The sequence below is a fragment of the Streptomyces sp. NPDC094032 genome (assembly GCF_040303965.1).
Taxonomy (GTDB): domain Bacteria; phylum Actinomycetota; class Actinomycetes; order Streptomycetales; family Streptomycetaceae; genus Streptomyces.
The window spans coordinates 109,279-129,950 of record NZ_JBEOUE010000009.1; the positions used below are offsets into that span (position 1 = coordinate 109,279).

The window sequence follows — 20,672 nt, forward strand, 5'->3', positions numbered from 1 at the left end:
GCGCCCGTCCCGGCGGGTTCACACCGATGGCCCCGGGTGCCACGCTGGACCCATGGACGATCTTCAGCAGAACGATCTTCAGGCCCGGCTGCACCAGGAACTGCGCGCCGGACTCCCGCCCGAGGCGCTGCTCACCGACCCGGACGTCACCGCCTCGTACGCCCACGACATGGCCGGCTTCTGCGCCGCCGGCGCCCCCGCCGCCGTCGTGCTGCCCCGCACCGTCGAGCAGGTCCAGCACGTCATGCGCACGGCGACCGCGCTGCGTGTCCCGGTGGTCCCGCAGGGCGCGCGTACCGGCCTTTCCGGCGGCGCCAACGCCTCGGACGGCTGCGTCGTGCTCTCCCTGGTCAAGATGGACCGCATCCTGGAGATCGACCCGGTCGACCGGATCGCCGTCGTCGAACCGGGCGTCATCAACGCCGTGCTCTCCCGGGCCGTCGCCGAGCGGGGCCTGTACTACCCGCCGGACCCGTCCAGCTGGGAGATGTGCACCATCGGCGGGAACATCGGCACCGCGTCCGGCGGGCTGTGCTGCGTGAAGTACGGGGTCACCGCCGAGTACGTGCTCGGTCTGGACGTCGTGCTCGCGGACGGGCGGCTGCTGCGGACCGGCCGGCGCACCGCCAAGGGCGTCGCCGGATACGACCTGACCCGGCTCTTCGTCGGCTCCGAGGGGACCCTCGGCATCGTCGTCGGGGCGGTGCTCGCGCTCCGGCCGCAGCCGCCCGCGCAGCTCGCGCTCGCCGCCGAGTTCCCCTCCGCGGCCGCCGCCTGCGAGGCCGTCTGCGCGATCATGGAGCGGGGCCACACCCCGTCGCTGCTCGAACTCATGGACGGCACCACCGTCCGGGCCGTCAACAGGCTGGCCCACATGGGGCTGCCGGACACGACGGAGGCCCTGCTGCTGTGCGCCTTCGACACCCCGGACCCCGGGGCCGACCTGGCCGCCGTCGGGGAGCTCTGCCGGGCGGCCGGGGCCACCGAGGTGGTGCCCGCGGAGGACGCCGCCGAGTCCGAACTGCTGCTCCAGGCCCGCAGGCTGTCGCTCACCGCGCTGGAGACGATCAAGAGCGCGACCATGATCGACGACGTCTGCGTGCCGCGCACGAAGCTGGCCGCGATGCTGGCCGGCACGGCCGCCATCGCGGAGAAGTACGGGCTGACCATCGGGGTCTGCGCGCACGCGGGCGACGGCAACACGCACCCCGTCGTCTGCTTCGACCACGCCGACGAGGACGAGTCGCGGCGGGCGCGGGAGTCCTTCGACGAGATCATGGCGCTCGGGCTCGCCCTGGGCGGCACGATCACCGGTGAGCACGGGGTGGGCGTGCTGAAGAAGGAGTGGCTGGCGAGGGAGTTGGGGCCGGTGGGGGTGGAGATGCAGCGCGGGATCAAGCGGACCTTCGACCCCTTGGACCTGCTGAACCCCGGCAAGCTGTTCTGACCGGAGCCGTCGGTCCCGTACGCGGTTCACAGCTCGCCGTCCGTGGACTCGTCCGACGGCCACGGGTCGCGCAGCCACAGCTCGTCGGCGATCACGGTGGTGGCCAGGAGCTCGGCGAGACCGTCGTCGATGCCGAGCTGCTCGGTCTCGGTGCCCGGCGGCACCGCGCGCAGGGTCCGCTCCAGCCAGGCGGACACCTGCGCGGAGGGGGCCTCCAGGAGGGCGTCGCCGTCGGGGGAGGAGAGCGCCATCAGGATGACGTTGCGCCCGTCGACCTTGGTCGGCCAGATCCGGACGTCGCCGTGGCCGCAGGCCCGGAACACGCCCTCGACGAGGAGCTCGCGGGCGAAGGTCCAGTTGACCGGGTGCTCGGAGCCGATGTGGAAGGTGATGTGCACGGCGTACGGGTCGTCGACGCGGTAGGCGAGGCGGGCCGGGACCGGGATGGAGCGCTCGGGGGACAGGACCAGCTTCAGTTCGAGTTCGCGCTCGACGACGTTGTTCTTCTCGGTGTTCTGCATGGCGTGCTGCCTCTCTCCGGGGCCCGCGGGTGGGCCTTCACAGGGAGAGAGGGGGGTCGGGCCGATTCATTACGCGACTTCGGGAAAGTTTCCGAAGATTTTTTTCGGGGTGGTCCGACGGCCCGGTCGGCGCGGGCCCGAGGATCACACTGAGTGACGAAAACGGGGTTCCGTCCCCCGAAGGCGGGCTTTCTGCCGGGCTCCTTGTCCCCACGGGGGCGTTCTTCGTTACTGTCCTCCTTGGGCGCGGCGCGGTCGGGGCGCTGCCGCGCGGACCAAGGACGTTGTGACTGAACGGAGTCGGGGCAGTGGCTACTCCTCCTGGAGGCGGCGGAGAGGTACCGCGGGCGGGCTACTACCCGGATCCGTCGATCCCCGGGTACATCCGGTACTGGAACGGCGGCGCCTGGGTGCCCGGCACCAGCCGCCCGGCGCCCAAGGAGGGCGAGGCCCTGCCGGCCCCGCCCGTCTCGGTCGCGCCCCAGCTGGCCCCGAGCCCGGCGCCCGCTCCCTCGCTCCCCGCCGCCCCCGCGGTCGAGGAGACCGGGCCGGTCTTCCTCGACGCCGACCCCGAGCCGTCCGCCGCCCAGGAACCCGCCTCGGTGTGGCACGCGACGACCTCCGTCCAGACGGGTTTCGGCGGCGAACGCGACCAGAGGGTCTCCTGGGGCCGGGACGACTCCGCCCTCCCGGCGCAGCAGCCCCCGGCCGACCCGCGCTCCGCGGCCCAGGCCTGGCCCCAGGCGGGCAGCACCCCGGCCGACCCGCGCCGGGCCGCCGAACCGGCGCAGGAGTGGCCCGCGACGGGCGCGCTGCCCGCCCTGCCGGGCCAGGGCCCCGTCGCCGCACCGGCGGCCGCTGCCGGGGCCGTCGCCCCGGCCCCCCTGGACACGCCCGCCCCCGCCGAGGGGCCCGGACCCGTCGGTACGGGCCAGGGCACGGGCGCGCCCGTCTGGCCCGCGGCCGGTGGGCCCGGGGACGACCGGGCGGCCGGTCCGGGCCGGGTCTCCGAGAGCGCCCCGGCGGCTCCCGCGCGGCTCGGCGGCATGCCCGTATCGCCGTCCTGGGCCCAGCAGGCGGCGCAGGCCCCGCAGGTCGCGCAGGCCCCGCAGGTCCAGCCTCAGCAAGCCGCACCGGCCCCCCAAGCCCAGCCCCAGCCGGCCGTGCCCGCCCCCGCGCGCGCGGTAGAGCCCCCGCAGTCTTCCCAGTCCCCCCAGTCCCCCCAGCCCGTCACCCCCTGGAAGCCCCCCGTCGAGGACGTCTTCATGGCGGCCGCGCGGGCGCAGGCCGCCGCGCGGCCGGCGGGGCTGGGGAAGCGGCTGGTGGCGCGGCTCATCGACACCGTCGTGCTCGGGGCGATGGTCGGGGCCGTGTCGTATCCGTTCGTCACCGGCGCCGTCGACCACATCAACGCCAAGATCGAGGCGGCCAAGCAGTCCGGCGTCACCGTCCAGGTGTGGCTGATCGACTCGACGACCTCCGTGCAGTTCGGCGTCGTCCTCGCCGCGCTCCTGGTGATCGGCGCTCTCTATGAGGCGCTGCCCACGTCCCGGTGGGGGCGGACGCTCGGGAAGAAGCTGTGCGGGATCGAGGTGCGGGACATCGAGGCGCACGAGCCGCCCGCGTTCGGCGCCGCGCTGCGCCGCTGGCTGGTCTACAGCCTGCTCGGGCTGCTCGTCCTCGGGGTGCTGAACGTGCTGTGGTGCCTGTTCGACCGCCCCTGGCGGCAGTGCTGGCACGACAAGGCGGCCCGCACCTTCGTCGCGGGGTGAGCCTCAACCGGCCCCGCCGCCGTTCTTGCTGAGCACGAGGTTGGTGGTCCACCCGTCGCCGAACGTGATGTTCTGCTTCGGGTCGTCGTAGGTGTACGCGCCGTCCAGCGGGACGGTCTCGCCGGGGCCGGTGGACTGGAGGATGTCGCAGACCTCGCCGACGGAGTTCACCGGGCTGTCCTTCATGGCGGTCATCAGGTCCATGGGCGCCAGGTCGGCCTTGGCCGCGGGCGAGTTGCTGGCCACGCCGACGACGAGCACGCCGGAGGCCCGGTCGGCCGCCAGCCGCTTCTGGATCGCCTCGACCTGGGGCTGGTCCTCGGTCACGAACTCGTCGGCCACCGTCGGGTCGTCCACGGCCTTGAGGCGCCAGCCGGGGTCGTTCTTGACCTGGCCGCCCGCCAGGGCGTCGAGGATCGGGCGGGCGTGGTCGGAGCTGATCGAGTAGAACTGCCCCTGGGTGTCGCCGGTCACGCTCAGCACGTTGATCCCGACCACCTTGTCGTCGGCGTTGAGCAGCGGGCCGCCGGAGTTGCCCGGGTTCACGGTGGCCGAGTGCTGGATCGTGGACGGGTAGCGGGGGAGCGAGGCGGACGGCTCCGCGTTCTGGACGTCCGGGTTCTGGACCGAGCCGCTGGTGAAGGCGGGCTTCTGCGCGTCGCCCTGGCTGCCGAGCGAGGCCGGGTAGCCGAGCGCGACGACCGTGTCCGCCGCCTGGAGGTCCTTGCTGTCGCCGAACTCCATCGCCTTCAGGTCCGACTGGGGCGAGGTGAACTCCAGCACGGCCAGGTCCTCGCAGGGGTCGATGCCGACCACCCGCACGGGTGCCGCCGGCCGGTCCCCGACCACGGCCTTCAGCGACGCCTCTCCCTGCACCACGTGGGCGGCGGTGGCGATGAGCCCCTTGTCGGCGTCGTAGACGAAACCGCTGCCCGAGCCGGTCTTCCCCAGCACGTGGACGGTGCTGGGCGCGGACCGCTCGTAGATCTCCTTGGGATCCAGGTCGTTCCCGTACGCCGACGCGGTGCCGGCCGTCAGACCGAGTACCAGCGCCGCGGCTCCGAGCGCAGCGCTTGAGGCCCGTGCCTTCATGAGCTCGCCGCCTTTCCCGCGACGGAAGCCCCCTCTTCAGGCTAGGTCCGGCCGGGGGAGGGGTCTTGTACAGCGGTCAAGGTTTGAACGGACAAGCATCCAAGAGTGGCGCCGGGAACCCGCCCGGACGACCCGTCCCCCGAACGGGGGGCGATCGATTGCGGGGCTCCGGCCCCCGGGGTGCACTGCCCCCATGAGCAACGATCAGCCGCCGCCGCCTCCGGACCAGCCGCCCGAGGACGATCCGTTCGCCAAGCGCCCGCCGGACCCCACCCCGCCGAGCCCACCGCCGGGAGGACCGCCTCCCGGAGGACCCCCGCCCGGGGGGACTCCGCCGCCGGGGAACCCGTACGACACCAACATGCCGCCGCCCCCGCCCCCGCCCCCGCAGTACGGCGGCTACGGCGGTGCCTACGGTGGTGCCGATCCGCTCTCCGGGATGCCGCCGCTCGCCGAGTCGGGGCGGCGCATCGCCGCGCGGATCATCGACTGGCTGATCATCGCCGTGCCGCTCGCGATCATCGGCATCCCGTTCGACGTGTACCAGCGGGCGACGCAGAAGGGCAACGACTTCGGGGACACGGTCAACAGCCTCAACGGCGGCGGGCAGCTCGTCTTCCAGCTCATCACCATCGTCGCGTACGTCGGCTACGACACCCTGATGACGGCGAAGCTGGGGCAGACCCTCGGCAAGAAGTGGCTGAAGCTGCGGGTCGCGATGCTCAACGACGGCTCCACGCCGACGATGAACACGTCCCTGATCCGCGCGATCGTGCTGTGGCTGCCCACGCTGATCTGCTGCGCCTGCCTGTGGCCGCTGCTCCTGCTGATCCTGATCCTGGTCGACAAGCCCTACAAGCAGGGTCTGCACGACAAGGCCGCCAAGACCGTGGTGGTGCAGGTCGCCCCGTAAGAGGGCGAAAAGGACGTGGAGTTACGAACGGATCCGGGTGTCGGCCCCGGCGCCCACGGGCGCGGCCGGCACCCGGATCCCGTCGTCTTCCGTGACCGGCTCGACGGCGGTCCGTACCGTCGCCGCAGGGGGGTTGACGGGCCGCCTCCGTACCGGCATCGTCACCGCCACCAGCACCCCGAGGATCAGTCCCGCGGCGCAGATCGCCGCGATGCCGAGCGTCGTGGTCGTGCCGGAGAGCAGCAGCAGGGCGACGGTCGCGAGTACGACGGTGGCCGAGCCGTAGGCGGACTGTGCGGCGGTCGGACGCTGCATGACGGGTACCGTCCCTCGGGCGAGCGTGCGCGTGGCAATGGGCGACTCTACGACGGTGGATGCCCGAGGGGAACGGGAAGTAAGCGTGACCTAACCCACGGTGCGGATGCACGGGGGGCGCAGGGGCGCACGAACCGTCGTCCGGGGATCACCCGGTGTTCGGCGTGCGTTCGATTATCGGAAGTCCGCTCCTGCATAGTGCAGTTGGTATGTTCAAGTCAAGATCTGTCTTTTCTCCTCCAACTCCGGTCGAATGTCGTCACTTGTGACGCGCAAACCCGCCGGCGGATACCCCACACCGGTCCGCGGCGAGGGGCGCCGGGGAGGACAAATCCAAGTGACCAACAGACGACGGGCGATCCGAGCGTCCGCAGTCGTCGTGGCGCTCGCGGCCACCGCCGCCACCGCCTCGACCTTCACCACCGCGTGGGCCGACAACCACGGCAGCGTGCCGTCCGCGGCCGCGCCCGGGGCGCGCTCCGTGGACAAGACCGCGGTCGACCACGACCTCGAAGGCCCGTTCAGCGAGCAGCAGGCGCAGCAGCGCGAGGCCGCCCTGAAGCAGGTGCTGAGCGGCGAGTCCAAGGTCGAGAGCCGCGGCGGCTCGAACGTGGTCAAGCTGGACAACAAGAAGTACGTCGAGCTCGGCCGCGAGAAGACCGACAAGATCTTCACCATCCTCGTCGAGTTCGGCGACCAGGTCGACAACACGACCCTGGTCGACCGCAAGGACGACGACACCCCGGACCTGAAGCCGAAGTACGGCGGCACGCCCGGCCCCCTGCACAACCGCATAGCCCAGCCGGACCGCGCCAACGACAACTCGACGGCGTGGCAGGCGGACTACAACCAGCAGCACTTCCAGGACCTGTACTTCGGCACCGGCAAGGACGCCAAGGGCCAGCCGAAGGAGTCCCTGAAGACCTACTACGAGAAGACCTCGTCCGGCCGTTACTCGGTCGACGGCGCGGTCTCCGACTGGGTCAAGGTCCCGTACAACGAGGCCCGCTACGGCTCGAACTACTGCGGCCAGACCAACTGCGCCAACGTGTGGGACACGGTCCGCGACGGCGTCACCGCCTGGGCCGAGGACCAGAAGGCCAAGGGCCGCACGGACGCCCAGATCAAGGCGGACCTGGCGTCGTACGACCAGTGGGACCGCTACGACTTCGACGGCGACGGCAACTTCAACGAGCCCGACGGCTACATCGACCACTTCCAGATCGTCCACGCGGGCGAGGACGAGTCGGCCGGCGGCGGCGCCGAGGGCACCAACGCCCTGTGGGCCCACCGCTGGTACGCCTACGGCACCGACGCCGGCAAGACCGGCCCGGCGAACAACAAGGCCGGCGGCACCCAGATCGGCAACACCGGCATCTGGGTCGGCGACTACACGATGCAGCCCGAGAACGGCGGCCTCGGCGTCTTCGCCCACGAGTACGGTCACGACCTCGGTCTGCCGGACCACTACGACACCTCCGGCGGCGAGAACTCCACGGGCTTCTGGACCCTCATGTCCTCCGGCTCGTGGCTCGGCACCGGCAAGGACTCCATCGGCGACCTGCCCGGCGACATGAACGCCTGGGACAAGCTGCAGCTCGGCTGGCTGAACTACGCCAAGGTCAACGACTGGCAGCGGGCCACCAAGACCACCCACAAGCTGGGCGTCTCGGAGTACAACACCAAGAACCCGCAGGCGCTCGTCGTCGAGCTGCCGAAGAAGAAGGTCACCACCGATGTCGTGGCTCCCGCCGAGGGCGCCTCGCAGTGGTGGAGCAACATGGGTGACGACCTCAAGAACACCCTGACCCGCCCGGTCGACCTCACCGGCAAGAGCGCGGCCTCCCTGGAGCTCCAGGGCTGGTACGACATCGAGCAGGACTACGACTTCCTGTACGCCGAGGTCTCGACCGACGGCGGCGCCAACTGGACCGCCCTCGACGGCACCGCCGACGGCGTCGCGCTCCAGAAGGACGCCTCCGGCGCCCCGGCCCTGACCGGCGCCTCGGAGAAGCACCAGAAGCTGGTCTACGACCTCGGTGCCTACGCGGGCAAGAAGTTCGACCTCCGCTTCCGCTACCAGACGGACGGCGGCGCGGGCGGCAAGGGCTTCACGGCCGACGCCATCACCCTGACCGCCGACGGTGCCCCCGTCTTCTCGGACAACGCCGAGAACGGTGACAACGGCTGGGTCTCCAAGGGCTTCTCGCGCATCGGCAAGGGCTTCGAGAAGGAGTACGAGCAGTACTACATCGCGGAGAACCGCCAGTACGTCTCGTACGACAAGACCCTCAAGGTCGGCCCGTACAACTTCGGCTTCACCGGTGACAAGGCCAGCTGGGTCGAGCACTACCCGTACCAGAACGGTCTGCTGATCTGGAAGTGGGACCTGTCCCAGAAGGACAACAACACCTCCCAGCACCCGGGTGTCGGCCGCATCCTGCCGATCGACGCCCACCCGAGCCCGCTGAAGTGGTCGGACGGCGGCCTGATGCGTGCCCGCGTCCAGGCGTACGACTCGCCGTTCAGCATCTCCCGCACCGACGGCTTCGCGCTCCACAAGGCCGGCGTCGGCACCTGGGTCCCGTCCCAGGCCGGCAACCCGGTCTTCGACGACCGCAACGGCGTCTACTGGTACAAGGAGACCGCGCGTGCCGGTGTCCAGGTAACTGACACCAACACCAAGATCCAGGTCGTCAAGGAGCCGAGCAACGGCCAGACGATCACGGTCCAGGTGGGCCCCGCGACCAAGTAGTGACGAAGTAATTTCACATCGTCGCAGGTCAAACCATGATCGGCCGTCGCCCTCTAGCGGGCGGCGGCCGATCGTGTTTAGGTGCCTCTTACGGCCTCTGGCCGCCCGACCTTATTGACAGTCGATCCACGGGGGAGTGGTTCCGCATGCCCAATGGAGGGTTCTGCAGACTGCCGGGAGGCAGTGTCGTCGTCGCCATAGGACTGCCCAGTCCGGCCGGCGACGGGGCCACCGTCCGCTTCCTGGTGCACGCCGCGAACCGTGCCCGCGCCCTGACCCGGCTGCGGAACCTGGGCCTGCGGGCGGTCTATCTGCGGGGCAACACCGAGCCGCCGACGCCGGACGAGATCACGGCCGTCCTGCACCACCCGGACGGGATGCTGTGGCGGATCACCGCCCAGGAGCTCTGGCACCCCATACGCTCGCTCCCGAAGGCGGCCTAGCGGCGCCTTCGGCTAGGCGACCACGGGCTCCCCGGTGAGCGCCACGCCCGCCGCCCGCAGCTCCGTCAGGGCGCGCTCGGTGGTCTCCCTGGCCACCCCCGCGGTCAGGTCGAGCAGCACCTGGGTGCGGAAGCCCTCCCGGGCCGCGTCCAGGGCGGTCGCCCGCACACAGTGGTCGGTGGCGATGCCGACCACGTCGACCTCGGTGACCTGCCGCTCGCGCAGCCACTCCGCGAGGGTCTCGCCGTTCTCGTCCCGGCCCTCGAAGCCGCTGTACGCGGCCGCGTAGGCGCCCTTGTCGAAGACGGCGTCGACCGCCCCGGAGGCGACCGCGGGCGCGAAGTTCGGGTGGAAGCCCACGCCCTCCGTGCCCGCGACGCAGTGTCTGGGCCAGGAGTCGACGTAGTCCGGGTGCTCGGAGAAGTGGGCGCCCGGGTCGATGTGGTGGTCGCGGGTGGCGACCACGTGCCGGTAGGCGGCGCCGGCCGCCTGGCCGACCAGGTCGGTGACGGCGGCGGCGACGTCCGCGCCCCCCGCCACGGCGAGGCTGCCGCCCTCGCAGAAGTCGTTCTGGACGTCCACGACGATCAATGCGCGGTGCATGGCGGGTGTCCTTAGCGCGTCGGATGGGGTGGGTTGTGAGCCTAGAGACTTCCCCCTCCGGAGGGGAGGGGGCGTCTCCCCGGCGTTCGCGCGCCCCCGAGGGGGCGCACGTCCGGGCCGCCGGCCGCTACACGTACTCCGTGGGCAGCACCGGCTCGCCCCGGGACAGCTGGATCGCCGACATCGGCAGCCCCGCCCGGGCCGCGATGTGCCGGGCGCGCGCCGCCTCCAGCGGCTCGCGGGCCACCACGTCGCCGCCCTTGACCAGCTGGACCAGGAGCTGCCGGTCGACCAGGGCGGCCGGGACCGGACCGGTGCCGACGACCTCGGCCTCGGCGACCCCGGCGGCGTCGGTCCTGCGGGCGGCCCACTTGCGGCCGCCGACGGAGGCCTTGCCGCCCACGGACTTCTTGGCGACCGGGATCAGCGGCGCCTTGGGGTCGGCCGAGGCGGCCCGGGCGACCAGCTTGTAGACCATCGAGCAGGTCGGGTGGCCGCTGCCGGTCACCAGCTGGGTGCCCACCCCGTACGCGTCGACCGGCGCCGCCGCGAGCGAGGCGATGGCGTACTCGTCGAGGTCCGAGGTGACCACGATCTTGGTGTCCCGCGCGCCCAGCTCGTCGAGCTGCGCCCGCACCCGGTGGGCGACGAGCAGCAGGTCGCCGGAGTCGATCCGGACCGCCCCGAGCCCGGGTCCCGCCACCTCGACGGCGGTACGGACGGCCTCGGCCACGTCGTAGGTGTCGACCAGGAGGGTGGTGCCGCCGCCGAGCGAGTCGACCTGGGCGCGGAAGGCGTCGCGCTCGGTGTCGTGCAGGAGGGTGAAGGCGTGCGCGGAGGTGCCGACGGTCGGGATGCCGTAGCGGAAGCCGGCCGCCAGGTCGGAGGTGGAGTCGAAGCCGCCCACGTAGGCGGCGCGCGAGGAGGCGACGGCGGCGAGCTCGTGGGTGCGCCGGGCGCCCATCTCGATGAGCCGCCGGCCGCCCGCCGCCGCCGACATCCGGGAGGCGGCGGCCGCGATGGCGGAGTCGTGGTTGAGGATCGAGAGGATCACGGTCTCCAGGAGCACGCACTCGGCGAAGGAGCCCTCGACCCGCAGCACCGGCGAGCCCGGGAAGTACACCTCGCCCTCCGGATAGCCCCAGATGTCGCCGGAGAAGCGGTATCCGGCGAGCCACTTCAGGGTCGGCTCGTCGACGATCCCGCGCTCGCGCAGGAAGCCGAGCACGTCCGCGTCGAAGCGGAAGTTCTCCACGGCGTCGAGCACCCGGCCGACGCCCGCCACCACGCCGTAGCGGCGCCCCTCGGGCAGCCGGCGGGTGAAGACCTCGAAGACGGACCGGCGGTCCGCGGTGCCGGCCCGCAGGGCCGCCTGGAGCATCGTCAGCTCGTACTGATCGGTGAAGAGCGCCGTCGACGGAACGTCCACCGGCAGCCCAAGGTCCGCAGCGTTCATAGGAGGATACTACCGCAGTATTCGTCACTCTGACGAATAGGGGCGCGCCGAGGCCACCCCGTTTATGCGGGCGGCCGGTCAGGGTGGCAGCATGGGGTAAGTGAGCGTTGCGCCTATCGAGATCGAACGGACCGAATCGGCCGAGGAGGTCTCCGCCGTCGTCGAACCCGACGTGCCCTGGGTGACCCTCGTGCACAACGACCCGGTCAACCTGATGAGCTATGTCACCTACGTCTTCCAGGCGTACTTCGGCTACTCCAAGGACAAGGCGCACAAGCTGATGCTCGACGTGCACAACAAGGGCCGCGCGGTGGTCTCCAGCGGCACCCGCGAGGAGATGGAACGGGACGTGCAGGCGATGCACGGCTACGGGCTGTGGGCGACCCTCACCCAGGACCGCGGCTGATGGCGGGCCGCTTCGAGGCGCTCCCGGGCGGCGGCGGCGCCATCGCGCTCGACGAGGTCGAGATCTCCATCCTCCGCTCCCTCGCCGTGCAGCTCCTGGAGCTGATCGGCCCCGGCGAGGAGCCGGTGGAGGGCGAGGACCCGCTGGCCGCGCTCTTCGCCGAGGGGCCGAGCGAGCCGCCCTCCGACCCGGCGCTGCGCCGGCTCTTCCCCGACGCGTACGGGGACGAGAGCGACGAGCTGCGGCAGGCCGCCGCCGACTTCCGCCGCTACACGGAGAACGACCTGCGCGCCCGCAAGCGCGAGGACGCGCTCGCCATGGTCCGCAGCCTCGACTCGCTCGCCGGTGACGCGGCCGGCGAGAGCGGCGCCGTCCTGGAGCTGGATCCCGAGCACTCCCGCGCCTGGCTCGGCACCCTCAACGACCTGCGGCTGACCATCGGCACCCGCCTGGAGGTCACGGACGACGACGAGAGCGAGCAGCTGTACCGGCTGCCCGACTCCGATCCGCGCAAGCCGATGGTGATGGCGTATCTGTGGCTCGGGGCGCTCCAGGAGTCACTCGTGGAGACGCTCCTGTCGTAGCGGGAGGCCCGTTTCGGCGCGCGGACGGGGTGTTCGCTCAGCGGACGCTCAAATCCGGATAACGAATACGTTACCCAAGCGCTCATGTTTGCTCCATTAAGTCCCTTTTATCCCCCTTTTCGTGTGGTGCGCGTCACCCATGCCCTCATTGATCACGGATAAGCCCGTGATAAATCTTCACGACCACCCGGGGACGCCACCCCTGTTCCCGGGGGCGCTTTGGCCGGCTGACCGCCGGTAGCACTCCATCCATATCCGGGGGGATCAGGACCTGATCCGCAGCAGACGCTCTGGCAGTCGCGCGGATCGGCATGGAGAAAGGCGCACCACCATGACCTCAGTGCAGGTCGACAAGCAGCACGACGGCAATGAGGCCGCGGACTCCGCCTCCGGCGAGGGTTACCACCGGGCGCTCGGCGCCCGTCAGATCCAGATGATCGCGATCGGCGGTGCCATCGGCACCGGACTCTTCCTCGGCGCGGGCAAGGGCATCTCCATCGCGGGACCCAGCCTGATCCTCGCGTACGCCGTCGCGGGCCTCGTCATCTTCTTCATCATGCGGGCGCTCGGCGAACTCCTCATGTACCGGCCGGTGTCGGGCTCCTTCTCGGAGTACGCCCGCGAGTTCATCGGCCCCTTCGCGGGCTTCGCGACGGGCTGGACGTACTGGCTCTTCTGGGTCGTCACGGGCATCACCGAGGTCACCGCGGCGGCGACCTACATGACGTACTGGTGGGACATCCCCCAGTGGCTCTCCGCCCTGGTCTTCACCGTGATCCTCTACGGTGCCAACCTGATCTCCGTGAAGCTCTTCGGTGAGCTGGAGTTCTGGTTCTCCATGGTCAAGGTCACCGCGATCGTCGGCATGATCCTGATCTGTGCCGGCATCCTCACCCTCGGCTTCTCCGACGCGGGCGACACCGCCTCCGTCACCCACCTGTGGGACCTCGGCGGCTTCTTCGCCGGCAAGGACGGCATCCTCTCCACCCTGATGACCCTCCAGATGGTCATGTTCGCCTTCCTCGCCGTCGAGCTGGTCGGCGTCACCGCGGGCGAGTCCAAGGACCCGAAGACGGTCCTGCCGAAGGCGATCAACACCGTGCCGTGGCGCATCGCCGTCTTCTACGTCGGCGCGCTGATCATGATCCTGTCGGTCGTCCCGTGGACCGAGTTCCAGCCCGGCGTCAGCCCGTTCGTCGCCGCCTTCGAGAAGATGGGCCTCAGCGTCGGCGCGGCGATCGTCAACTTCGTCGTCCTGACGGCGGCCCTGTCCTCCTGCAACTCGGGCATGTACTCCACCGGCCGCATGCTGCGCGACCTCGCGCTCAACGGCCAGGGCCCGAAGGTCTTCACCAAGCTGACCAAGTCCGGCACCCCGCTGGTCGGCACCACCTTCTCCGCCGCGCTGATGATGGTCGGCGTCTGGGTCAACTACCAGTGGCCCGGCGAGGCGTTCAACTACGTCGTCTCCTTCGCCACCATCTCCGGCATGTGGGCCTGGATCGTCATCCTGATCTGCCAGATCCGCTACCGCCTGAAGGCCGACCGGGGCGAGCTCCCGCAGTCCTCGTTCAAGGCGCCCGGCGGCATCTGGTTCAGCGCCTTCGCGCTCGCCTTCATCACGATGGTCGTCGTGACCATGGCCATGGACGCCGGCAACCGGGTCGCGCTGTACGGCGCTCCCGTCTGGGGCCTGGTCCTCGCCGTCTCCTACCTGGTCCTCAAGGCCCGCAACCCCGAGGGCGCCGCCTTCGCCAAGCGGGCGGACCGGGAGTCGGTCGAGTCCTGACCAGCCGCTGACCAGCCTCTGACGCGCCTCTGACCTGCAAGGTCTCAGCATGCGGGCCGTTCCGTACCACTTCTCGGTACGGGGCGGCCCGTCTGCTTATCCTGTCGGCATGCTGACCATCACCCGGGCCCTGTACGACCAGATCGTGGAACACTCCCGCGCGGACCACCCCGACGAGGCCTGCGGCGTGGTCGCCGGTCCGGTCGGCAGCGGCCGCCCCGAGCGCTTCATCCCGATGCTGAACGCCGCCCGCTCGCCCACCTTCTACGAGTTCGACTCCGCCGACCTGCTCAAGCTCTACCGCGAGATGGACGACCGGGACGAGGAGCCCGTGATCGTCTACCACTCGCACACCGCGACCGAGGCCTACCCGTCCCGTACGGACATCTCCTACGCCAACGAGCCGCAGGCCCACTACGTCCTCGTCTCCACCGCCGACACCGACGGCGCGGGCCCCTTCCAGTTCCGCTCGTTCACGATCGTCGAGGGCGTCGTGACGGAGGAAGAGGTCGAGGTCGTCGAGGCCTACGCGTAGGCCGATCCCCCGAAGCCCCGCCCGCCCGACGGCGGGTGAGAGACTGTCGGGAAACGAGGGCGGCAGGACCCAGGAAGCCGGTGTGAATCCGGCACGGTCCCGCCACTGTGACCCGCCCCTGACCAGGGCCGGAAGCCAGGAACTGACCTGCCGCCTGCCAGCACCGACCGGGGACGCGGAGATCCCCGTCTGGAGGCCTTCCCATGTCCTGGTACCGCCCGCTGCTGCCCGCCGCCGTCCTCATACCTCTCCTCGCGGCCTGCTCGGCCCCCGCGAGCGACCCCGTCGGCGGCAAGGCCGCCCCCGGCTTCCCGTACACCGTCTCCAACTGCGGTGTCACGACCACCTATCAGGCCCCGCCGAAGCGCGCGGTGACCATGAACCAGCACGTCACCGAGGTGATGCTCGCCCTCGGACTCCAGAAGTCCCTGGTCGGCACCGCCTACCTCGACGACGCCGTCCTCCCCGCGTACAAGAAGGCCTACGACGCCGTCCCCGTCCTCGCGAAGGAGTACCCCTCCAAGGAGGCGCTGCTCGCCGCCAACCCCGACTTCGTGTACGGCGGTTACGCCTCCGCCTTCGACGCCAAGGCCGGCCGGAGCCGCGACGACCTCAAGCGCTCCGGCATCGCCTCCCGCCTCAACACCGAGTACTGCCCCTCCGGCGCCACCGGCCTCGACGACGTCTACCGCGAGGTCGACGAGGTGGGCCGCACCTTCGGCGTCCCCGACCGCGCCGCCGCCTGGACCCGCGAGGCCAGGGCCGGGGTCACCGCCACCGAGAAGCGCCTGAAGGGCACCGCCCCCGTCTCCGTCTTCGTCTACGACAGCGGCGACAAGACCGCGTTCACCGCCGGCGGCAAGGGCATCGGCAACGAGCTGATCACCCGGGCCGGCGGCCGCAACGTCTTCGCCGACCTCGACAAGACCTTCGGCGACGCCACCTGGGAACAGGTCGTCGCCCGCAAGCCCGACGTCATCGTCATCTACGACTACGGCTCCACCACCGTCGAGCAGAAGAAGCGCCGCCTCCTCGACGACCCGGCCCTGCGCGAGGTCCCGGCCGTCAAGAACCGCCGCTTCGCCGTGCTGCCGCTCTCCGACGCCGTCCTCGGCGTCCGCGCCCCCGGAGCCGTAGGGAAGCTGGCCGACCAGCTCCACCCCGCGGCCCGATGACCCGGCTCCGCCACGCGTCCGTCGTCGCCGGACTGCTCGTGGCGCTCGCCGCGGCCGTCCTCGCGGCCCTCGCGCTCGGCTCCGTCCGCATCCCGCCCGGTCAGGTGCTCGACGCCCTGACCGGGCGGGCCGGCCCCTCCCCGTACCGCACGATCGTGCTCGACGTCCGGCTGCCCCGGGTGCTGCTCGGGGCGGTCGTCGGCGCCGGGCTCGCCGTCGTCGGCGCCGTGCTCCAGGCCCTGGTCCGCAACCGGCTCGCCGACCCGTTCCTGCTCGGCATCTCCTCCGGAGCCTCCGCCGGAGCCGTGTTCGTCCTGGTCCTGGGGGGTGGCGCCGGGATCGTCGGGGGCGTCACCACCACCGTCGCGCTGCCCGCCGGGGCCTTCGCGGGCGCCCTGCTCGCCCTCGTCCTCGTCTATGCGCTTGCCCGGCGCGGCGGCACCATGACCGGCTCACGGCTGGTCCTCGCCGGGGTCGCCGTCTCGTACATCCTGTCCGCCCTCACCACCCTGCTGCTCGTCCTCGCCGGGCGGCCCGAGCAGTTCCAGGAGGCCCTCTTCTGGTCCCTCGGCGGACTCGGCAGCGCCCGCTGGGACAGCCTCGTGCTGCCCGCCGCCGTCCTCGCCCTCGGCATCGGCGCCCTGCTCACCCTCTCCCGCCCGCTCGACCTGCTGCTCGTCGGCGAGGAGGGCGCCACCGTCCTCGGCCTGGACACCGCCCGCTTCCGCGCGGCCGTCTTCGTCCTCGCCTCCCTCGTCACCGCCGTCATGGTCGCGGCCAGCGGAGCCGTCGGCTTCATCGGCCTGATGGTCCCGCACGCCGCCCGCATGGCCGTCGGCGCGCCGCACCGGCGCCTGCTGCCGGTCGCCGCGCTCGGCGGGGCGCTCGCCCTGGTCCTCGCGGACCTGGCCGCCCGTACCGTCGCCGCGCCCCAGGACATCCCCGTCGGCGTCCTCACCGCCCTCACCGGCGGCCCCTTCTTCCTCTGGCTGATGCGCCGCCGCGCGGACGGAGCGACCGTATGACCGAGCTCAGGGTCGAGGCCCTCTCGTACGAGGGGCGGCTGTACGCGGCCGACCTCGTCGCCCGCCCCGGCGAGACCGTCGGCCTCGTCGGCCCCAACGGCAGCGGCAAGACCACCCTGCTGCGCTGCGTCTACGGCACCCTCACCGCCACCTCGGGCCGCGCCCTCCTCGACGGCGACGACCTGCACGCGCTCGGGCCCCGGGCGCGGGCCCGCCGGGTGGCGACCGTGCCGCAGGAGAGCGCCCTGGAGTTCGAGCTGACCGTCCGCGAGCTGGTCGCCCTCGGCCGCTCCCCGCACAAGCGCTTCTGGGAGGGCGACACCGAGCGGGACCGGGAGCGGGCGGACGCGGCCCTCGACCGGGTCGGCATCCTGGAGCTCGCCGACCGCCCGTACCCCGACCTCTCCGGCGGCGAGCGGCAGCGGGCCCTGGTCGCCCGGGCGCTCGTCCAGGACCCGGCGCTGCTCGTCCTCGACGAGCCCACCAACCACCTGGACATCCGCTACCAGCTGGAAGTCCTCTCCCTCGTCCGCGACTTGGGCACCACCAACCTCCTCGCCCTGCACGATCTGACCCTCGCCGCGGCCTACTGCGACCGGCTCTACGTCCTGGACCAAGGGAGGGTCGTCGCCGAGGGCGCTCCGGCGGAGGTCCTCACACCGGCCCTCCTTGCGGCCGTCTACGGGGTGGAAGCCGAGGTCATCCCGCATCCGGCCACCGGCACTCCGCTCGTCGTCTACCTGCCCCGTCCGCCCGTTGGTCGGAAACTGTCCGTCATGTGAGATCACATTCCGGAACCCGGACCGGGAATCGATACGATGAGCGCATGGTTTCCCACGACGTGAGCGAAGAGACGCCGGGCACACCCCTGCTCGTCGCACGCCTGCACGTCGATCTGTGCCGCCTCGCCAGCGCGATCTGTACGCCGCGCGCCGCGCTCTGAACGACCCGGCCGAGCGCATCTCACCCGCAAGACCCCCCGCGCGGGGGCCAGAGCCGCGCGCCATCCCTTCCGAGCTCGTTCCGACAGGAGCCCACCCCATGGCCATCGAGGTCCGCGTCCCGACCATCCTCCGCACCTACACCGACGGCGCCAAGGCCGTCGAGGGCAGCGGCGGCACCCTCGCCGAGCTCTTCGCCGACCTGGAGTCCCGCCACACCGGGATCGAGGCCCGCATCGTCGACGGCGGCAAGCTGCGCCGCTTCGTCAACGTCTACCTGAACGACGAGGACGTCCGCTTCCTCGACGGCATCGACACCAAGCTCACCGACGGCGACAACGTCACGATCCTGCCCGCGGTCGCGGGTGGCATGGTCTGATCCACATGCGCTACGACTCCCCGCTGGCGGCGGTCGGCAACACGCCCCTGGTCCGGCTGCCGCGGCTGTCCCCCTCGGACGACGTCCGCATCTGGGCCAAGCTGGAGGACCGCAACCCCACCGGCTCGGTCAAGGACCGCCCCGCGCTCCACATGATCGAGCAGGCCGAGAAGGACGGCCGGCTCACCCCCGGCTGCACCATCCTGGAGCCCACCAGCGGCAACACCGGCATCTCGCTCGCGATGGCGGCCAAGCTCAAGGGCTACCGCATCGTCTGCGTCATGCCGGAGAACACCAGCGAGGAGCGCCGCCAGCTGCTCGCCATGTGGGGAGCCGAGATCATCTCGTCCCCCGCGGCGGGCGGCTCCAACACGGCGGTCCGCGTCGCCAAGGAGCTCTCCGCCGAGCACCCGGACTGGGTGATGCTCTACCAGTACGGCAACCCGGACAACGCGGGCGCGCACTACGCCACCACCGGCCCCGAGATCCTGGCCGACCTGCCGTCGATCACCCACTTCGTGGCGGGCCTCGGCACCACCGGCACCCTGATGGGCGTCGGCCGCTACCTGCGCGAGCACAAGCCCGACGTCAAGATCGTCGCCGCCGAACCGCGCTACGACGACCTGGTCTACGGCCTGCGCAACCTCGACGAGGGCTTCGTCCCCGAGCTGTACGACGCCTCCGTCCTCACCACCCGCTTCTCGGTCGGCTCGGCCGACGCGGTCACCCGCACCCGCGACCTGCTCCAGCAGGAGGGCATCTTCGCGGGCGTCTCCACCGGCGCGGCCCTGCACGCGGCCATCGGCGTCGGCAACAAGGCGGTCAAGGCGGGCGAGAGCGCCGACATCGTCTTCGTCGTCGCGGACGGCGGCTGGAAGTACCTGTCGACCGGCCTCTACACGGCGGCGACGACGGAAGAGGCGATTGCGGCGGTGCAGGACCAGCTCTGGGCGTAGCCGCCCGCCCCTTCTTCCGTGCTTGTTTCAGTGCGCCAGATGGCGGACCTGGTCCCAGACCACCGGGTCCGCCGTTCCCACTTTCCGGCGGAAGTCCACCACGGGCACGTCCCGCAGCTCGTCCGTCTCCAGGAAGCTGGGCCGGCCCTGCGCGTCGCCCACCGAGCCGGGCGGCAGCGCGATCACCCCGGGGCGCTCGTCGTGGTACTTGCTGGTGATCTTGGCGACCAGCGCGCTGTCCCCGCGCAGCCCCAGGACCAGGCACGGCCGGTCCTTCGAACCCGGGCCGTCCTCGAACGGCACCTCCGCCCACCAGATCTCACCCGGCCGCGGCGCCCGCGCGGGGGCCTGCCCGGCGGGGGGCTTCCGCGCCGGAGCCCTGCCGCGCGGGGCCTTGCCGCGCGGTGCCGGGCGGGTGGGGCGGGCCGGCGGGCGGCTGCGGCCCGCCGGGCGGCGTCCCGATCGGCGCCGTCCGTCGGCCAGCGCCACGACGAGCGCGATCACCACGACCGCGACCAGCGCGGGCCACCATGACGTGTCCATACCTCAAGACCGTACCGTCGGGCCCCCCGCCCCGCCCGGGCGCCCCGCCATCCATCCGAACCGGTGACAGAGCCCGTGAGTTCGCCCACAACGGGCCGCCACGGAGGAGCGACGGACCGTGAGGCGCCTTACGCTCGACAGATCGCACGACCTCCCCTCTCCGCGCGCTTTCCGCACCCGTCCACGGAGGTTCACGCTCCATGAAGCTCACCGTCGTCGGCTGCTCAGGGTCGTTCCCGTCCGCGGATTCGGCCTGTTCGAGCTACCTCGTAGAGGCCGACGGCTTCCGGCTGCTCCTCGACATGGGCAACGGCGCCCTGGGCGAGTTGCAGCGCCACATCGGTCTGTACGACCTGGACGCGATCTTCCTCAGTCATCTGCACGCCGACCACTGCATCGACATGTGTGTCTATTTCGTCGCGCGCTACTACCGCCACGAGGGCGGCCGCTGCGAGGCGATCCCCGTGTACGCCCCGGAGGGCGCGGAGCAGCGGCTGACCACGGCGTACGCGGACGCGCCCTCGCCGACCGCGATGAGCGAGGTCTTCGACTTCCGCACGCTGAAGTCGGCCTCCTTCGAGATCGGCCCGTTCTCCGTCCGTACGGAGAAGGTGTGCCACCCGGTCGAGGCGTACGCGATCCGCATCGAGCACGGCGGCCGCGTGCTGACCTACTCCGGCGACACCGGGGAGTGCGACGCGCTGGACGAGCTCGCCCGCGGGGCCGATCTCTTCCTGTGCGAGGCCTCCTTCACGTACGGCAAGGAGGACATCCCGGCCCTCCACCTCAACGGCCGCGAGGCCGGCGCCCAGGCCACCCGCGCCGACGCCGGCCGCCTGGTGCTGACCCACATCCCGCCGTGGACGGACGGCGAGCGGAACCTGGCGGACGCGCGCGAGGTGTACGGGGGCCCGGCGGAGCTGGCGTACGCGGGCGCGGTGTACGAGGTCTGAGACGGGACGGACATTCTGAACCGGGACGGACATGGGGAAGGCCCCGGAACCCAGCTGGGTTCCGGGGCC

Annotated in this window: 22 protein-coding genes and 1 riboswitch; of the genes, 16 read left to right on the top strand and 6 right to left on the bottom strand. The window is 71.5% G+C overall.

Annotated elements, in window-relative coordinates; genetic code table 11:
* Positions 1–52 precede the first annotated feature (52 nt).
* Positions 53–1,447: an FAD-binding oxidoreductase gene (locus tag ABTZ54_RS15480; protein WP_351662677.1), complete on the top strand. Its 1,395-nt coding sequence runs from the start codon at positions 53–55 to the stop codon at positions 1,445–1,447.
* A gap of 26 nt (positions 1,448–1,473) precedes the next feature.
* On the opposite strand, the gene ABTZ54_RS15485 is transcribed toward ABTZ54_RS15480, so the two are convergent.
* Complete coding sequence (locus ABTZ54_RS15485; protein ID WP_351662680.1) at positions 1,474–1,968, bottom strand: SsgA family sporulation/cell division regulator; 495 nt, start codon at positions 1,966–1,968, stop codon at positions 1,474–1,476.
* Positions 1,969–2,276: 308 nt separating this feature from the next.
* Here ABTZ54_RS15485 and ABTZ54_RS15490 point away from each other — a divergent pair, with 308 nt between their 5' ends.
* Entirely contained in the window at positions 2,277–3,740 is a 1,464-nt protein-coding gene (locus ABTZ54_RS15490) for an RDD family protein (protein ID WP_351662683.1), read from the top strand.
* Positions 3,741–3,743: 3 nt separating this feature from the next.
* Here ABTZ54_RS15490 and ABTZ54_RS15495 read toward each other — a convergent pair whose 3' ends face one another.
* Positions 3,744–4,832 carry a S1C family serine protease gene (locus tag ABTZ54_RS15495; protein WP_351662686.1) on the bottom strand — a complete coding sequence of 363 codons (1,089 nt, stop codon included), beginning with the start codon at positions 4,830–4,832 and terminating at the stop codon, positions 3,744–3,746.
* Between the two features lie 193 nt (positions 4,833–5,025).
* On the opposite strand from ABTZ54_RS15495, the gene ABTZ54_RS15500 reads away from it, so the two are divergent.
* Entirely contained in the window at positions 5,026–5,745 is a 720-nt protein-coding gene (locus ABTZ54_RS15500) for an RDD family protein (protein WP_351662689.1), read from the top strand.
* A 21-nt stretch (positions 5,746–5,766) separates the two neighbouring features.
* On the opposite strand, the gene ABTZ54_RS15505 is transcribed toward ABTZ54_RS15500, so the two are convergent.
* The gene (locus ABTZ54_RS15505; RefSeq protein ID WP_351662692.1) at positions 5,767–6,060 is read right to left on the bottom strand and encodes a hypothetical protein; all 294 of its coding nucleotides are present in this window, start codon (positions 6,058–6,060) and stop codon (positions 5,767–5,769) included.
* Positions 6,061–6,397: 337 nt separating this feature from the next.
* Between ABTZ54_RS15505 and ABTZ54_RS15510 the strand changes: the two genes are divergently transcribed.
* Together ABTZ54_RS15510 and ABTZ54_RS15515 are read left to right on the top strand one after the other, a co-directional pair.
* Complete coding sequence (locus ABTZ54_RS15510) at positions 6,398–8,815, top strand: immune inhibitor A domain-containing protein (RefSeq protein WP_351662694.1); 2,418 nt, start codon at positions 6,398–6,400, stop codon at positions 8,813–8,815.
* 146 nt (positions 8,816–8,961) lie between these two features.
* Positions 8,962–9,258: a hypothetical protein gene (locus tag ABTZ54_RS15515; protein ID WP_046912208.1), complete on the top strand. Its 297-nt coding sequence runs from the start codon at positions 8,962–8,964 to the stop codon at positions 9,256–9,258.
* Between the two features lie 12 nt (positions 9,259–9,270).
* Here ABTZ54_RS15515 and ABTZ54_RS15520 read toward each other — a convergent pair whose 3' ends face one another.
* Together ABTZ54_RS15520 and ABTZ54_RS15525 are read right to left on the bottom strand one after the other, a co-directional pair.
* Positions 9,271–9,861 carry an isochorismatase family protein gene (locus tag ABTZ54_RS15520; protein WP_351662698.1) on the bottom strand — a complete coding sequence of 197 codons (591 nt, stop codon included), beginning with the start codon at positions 9,859–9,861 and terminating at the stop codon, positions 9,271–9,273.
* Positions 9,862–9,988: 127 nt separating this feature from the next.
* Positions 9,989–11,317: a nicotinate phosphoribosyltransferase gene (locus ABTZ54_RS15525; RefSeq protein ID WP_351662701.1), complete on the bottom strand. Its 1,329-nt coding sequence runs from the start codon at positions 11,315–11,317 to the stop codon at positions 9,989–9,991.
* A gap of 100 nt (positions 11,318–11,417) precedes the next feature.
* Between ABTZ54_RS15525 and clpS the strand changes: the two genes are divergently transcribed.
* The 10 genes from clpS to ABTZ54_RS15575 all read left to right on the top strand — a co-directional run bounded on the left by clpS (position 11,418) and on the right by ABTZ54_RS15575 (position 19,107).
* Positions 11,418–11,723: an ATP-dependent Clp protease adapter ClpS gene (clpS, locus tag ABTZ54_RS15530; RefSeq protein WP_329420925.1), complete on the top strand. Its 306-nt coding sequence runs from the start codon at positions 11,418–11,420 to the stop codon at positions 11,721–11,723.
* A complete protein-coding gene (locus ABTZ54_RS15535; RefSeq protein WP_351662704.1) occupies positions 11,723–12,307 on the top strand; it encodes a DUF2017 domain-containing protein in 585 nt (194 codons plus the stop codon). Before clpS ends, ABTZ54_RS15535 begins: the two co-directional genes overlap by 1 nt.
* A 331-nt stretch (positions 12,308–12,638) precedes the next feature.
* Positions 12,639–14,096 (top strand): amino acid permease, encoded by a 1,458-nt coding sequence (locus ABTZ54_RS15540; protein ID WP_351662707.1) that lies wholly within the window; start codon positions 12,639–12,641, stop codon positions 14,094–14,096.
* Positions 14,097–14,205: 109 nt separating this feature from the next.
* Positions 14,206–14,631, top strand: coding sequence for a M67 family metallopeptidase (locus ABTZ54_RS15545; RefSeq protein ID WP_351662710.1), 426 nt, complete (start codon positions 14,206–14,208; stop codon positions 14,629–14,631).
* Positions 14,632–14,678: 47 nt separating this feature from the next.
* Positions 14,679–14,796: riboswitch (cobalamin riboswitch) on the top strand.
* A gap of 38 nt (positions 14,797–14,834) precedes the next feature.
* Positions 14,835–15,806 (top strand): ABC transporter substrate-binding protein, encoded by a 972-nt coding sequence (locus tag ABTZ54_RS15550; RefSeq protein ID WP_351662713.1) that lies wholly within the window; start codon positions 14,835–14,837, stop codon positions 15,804–15,806.
* Positions 15,803–16,831: a FecCD family ABC transporter permease gene (locus ABTZ54_RS15555; RefSeq protein ID WP_351662716.1), complete on the top strand. Its 1,029-nt coding sequence runs from the start codon at positions 15,803–15,805 to the stop codon at positions 16,829–16,831. Before ABTZ54_RS15550 ends, ABTZ54_RS15555 begins: the two co-directional genes overlap by 4 nt.
* Positions 16,828–17,613, top strand: coding sequence for an ABC transporter ATP-binding protein (locus ABTZ54_RS15560; RefSeq protein ID WP_351662719.1), 786 nt, complete (start codon positions 16,828–16,830; stop codon positions 17,611–17,613). The genes ABTZ54_RS15555 and ABTZ54_RS15560 overlap by 4 nt, the downstream gene beginning before the upstream one ends.
* Before the next feature lie 44 nt (positions 17,614–17,657).
* Positions 17,658–17,774: a putative leader peptide gene (locus ABTZ54_RS15565; RefSeq protein ID WP_338058663.1), complete on the top strand. Its 117-nt coding sequence runs from the start codon at positions 17,658–17,660 to the stop codon at positions 17,772–17,774.
* Between the two features lie 98 nt (positions 17,775–17,872).
* Complete coding sequence (locus tag ABTZ54_RS15570) at positions 17,873–18,151, top strand: MoaD/ThiS family protein (protein WP_132914313.1); 279 nt, start codon at positions 17,873–17,875, stop codon at positions 18,149–18,151.
* 5 nt (positions 18,152–18,156) lie between these two features.
* Complete coding sequence (locus ABTZ54_RS15575) at positions 18,157–19,107, top strand: PLP-dependent cysteine synthase family protein (RefSeq protein WP_351662724.1); 951 nt, start codon at positions 18,157–18,159, stop codon at positions 19,105–19,107.
* Positions 19,108–19,134: 27 nt separating this feature from the next.
* Here ABTZ54_RS15575 and ABTZ54_RS15580 read toward each other — a convergent pair whose 3' ends face one another.
* Positions 19,135–19,650 (bottom strand): type II toxin-antitoxin system PemK/MazF family toxin, encoded by a 516-nt coding sequence (locus ABTZ54_RS15580; protein WP_351662727.1) that lies wholly within the window; start codon positions 19,648–19,650, stop codon positions 19,135–19,137.
* A gap of 200 nt (positions 19,651–19,850) precedes the next feature.
* Between ABTZ54_RS15580 and ABTZ54_RS15585 the strand changes: the two genes are divergently transcribed.
* Complete coding sequence (locus ABTZ54_RS15585) at positions 19,851–20,603, top strand: MBL fold metallo-hydrolase (RefSeq protein WP_351662730.1); 753 nt, start codon at positions 19,851–19,853, stop codon at positions 20,601–20,603.
* The last annotated feature ends 69 nt before the right edge of the window (positions 20,604–20,672 follow it).

What these genes read in the sequence shown, in the direction of transcription:
- ABTZ54_RS15480 (WP_351662677.1), top strand. Translation starts at nt 53, where the DNA reads ATGGACGATCTTCAGCAGAACGATCTTCAGGCCCGGCTGCACCAGGAA.
- ABTZ54_RS15485 (WP_351662680.1), bottom strand. Translation starts at nt 1,968, where the DNA reads ATGCAGAACACCGAGAAGAACAACGTCGTCGAGCGCGAACTCGAACTG.
- ABTZ54_RS15495 (WP_351662686.1), bottom strand. Translation starts at nt 4,832, where the DNA reads ATGAAGGCACGGGCCTCAAGCGCTGCGCTCGGAGCCGCGGCGCTGGTA.
- ABTZ54_RS15500 (WP_351662689.1), top strand. Translation starts at nt 5,026, where the DNA reads ATGAGCAACGATCAGCCGCCGCCGCCTCCGGACCAGCCGCCCGAGGAC.
- ABTZ54_RS15505 (WP_351662692.1), bottom strand. Translation starts at nt 6,060, where the DNA reads ATGCAGCGTCCGACCGCCGCACAGTCCGCCTACGGCTCGGCCACCGTC.
- ABTZ54_RS15515 (WP_046912208.1), top strand. Translation starts at nt 8,962, where the DNA reads ATGCCCAATGGAGGGTTCTGCAGACTGCCGGGAGGCAGTGTCGTCGTC.
- ABTZ54_RS15520 (WP_351662698.1), bottom strand. Translation starts at nt 9,861, where the DNA reads ATGCACCGCGCATTGATCGTCGTGGACGTCCAGAACGACTTCTGCGAG.
- ABTZ54_RS15525 (WP_351662701.1), bottom strand. Translation starts at nt 11,317, where the DNA reads ATGAACGCTGCGGACCTTGGGCTGCCGGTGGACGTTCCGTCGACGGCG.
- ABTZ54_RS15535 (WP_351662704.1), top strand. Translation starts at nt 11,723, where the DNA reads ATGGCGGGCCGCTTCGAGGCGCTCCCGGGCGGCGGCGGCGCCATCGCG.
- ABTZ54_RS15540 (WP_351662707.1), top strand. Translation starts at nt 12,639, where the DNA reads ATGACCTCAGTGCAGGTCGACAAGCAGCACGACGGCAATGAGGCCGCG.
- ABTZ54_RS15545 (WP_351662710.1), top strand. Translation starts at nt 14,206, where the DNA reads ATGCTGACCATCACCCGGGCCCTGTACGACCAGATCGTGGAACACTCC.
- ABTZ54_RS15550 (WP_351662713.1), top strand. Translation starts at nt 14,835, where the DNA reads ATGTCCTGGTACCGCCCGCTGCTGCCCGCCGCCGTCCTCATACCTCTC.
- ABTZ54_RS15555 (WP_351662716.1), top strand. Translation starts at nt 15,803, where the DNA reads ATGACCCGGCTCCGCCACGCGTCCGTCGTCGCCGGACTGCTCGTGGCG.
- ABTZ54_RS15560 (WP_351662719.1), top strand. Translation starts at nt 16,828, where the DNA reads ATGACCGAGCTCAGGGTCGAGGCCCTCTCGTACGAGGGGCGGCTGTAC.
- ABTZ54_RS15565 (WP_338058663.1), top strand. Translation starts at nt 17,658, where the DNA reads ATGGTTTCCCACGACGTGAGCGAAGAGACGCCGGGCACACCCCTGCTC.
- ABTZ54_RS15570 (WP_132914313.1), top strand. Translation starts at nt 17,873, where the DNA reads ATGGCCATCGAGGTCCGCGTCCCGACCATCCTCCGCACCTACACCGAC.
- ABTZ54_RS15575 (WP_351662724.1), top strand. Translation starts at nt 18,157, where the DNA reads ATGCGCTACGACTCCCCGCTGGCGGCGGTCGGCAACACGCCCCTGGTC.
- ABTZ54_RS15580 (WP_351662727.1), bottom strand. Translation starts at nt 19,650, where the DNA reads ATGGACACGTCATGGTGGCCCGCGCTGGTCGCGGTCGTGGTGATCGCG.
- ABTZ54_RS15585 (WP_351662730.1), top strand. Translation starts at nt 19,851, where the DNA reads ATGAAGCTCACCGTCGTCGGCTGCTCAGGGTCGTTCCCGTCCGCGGAT.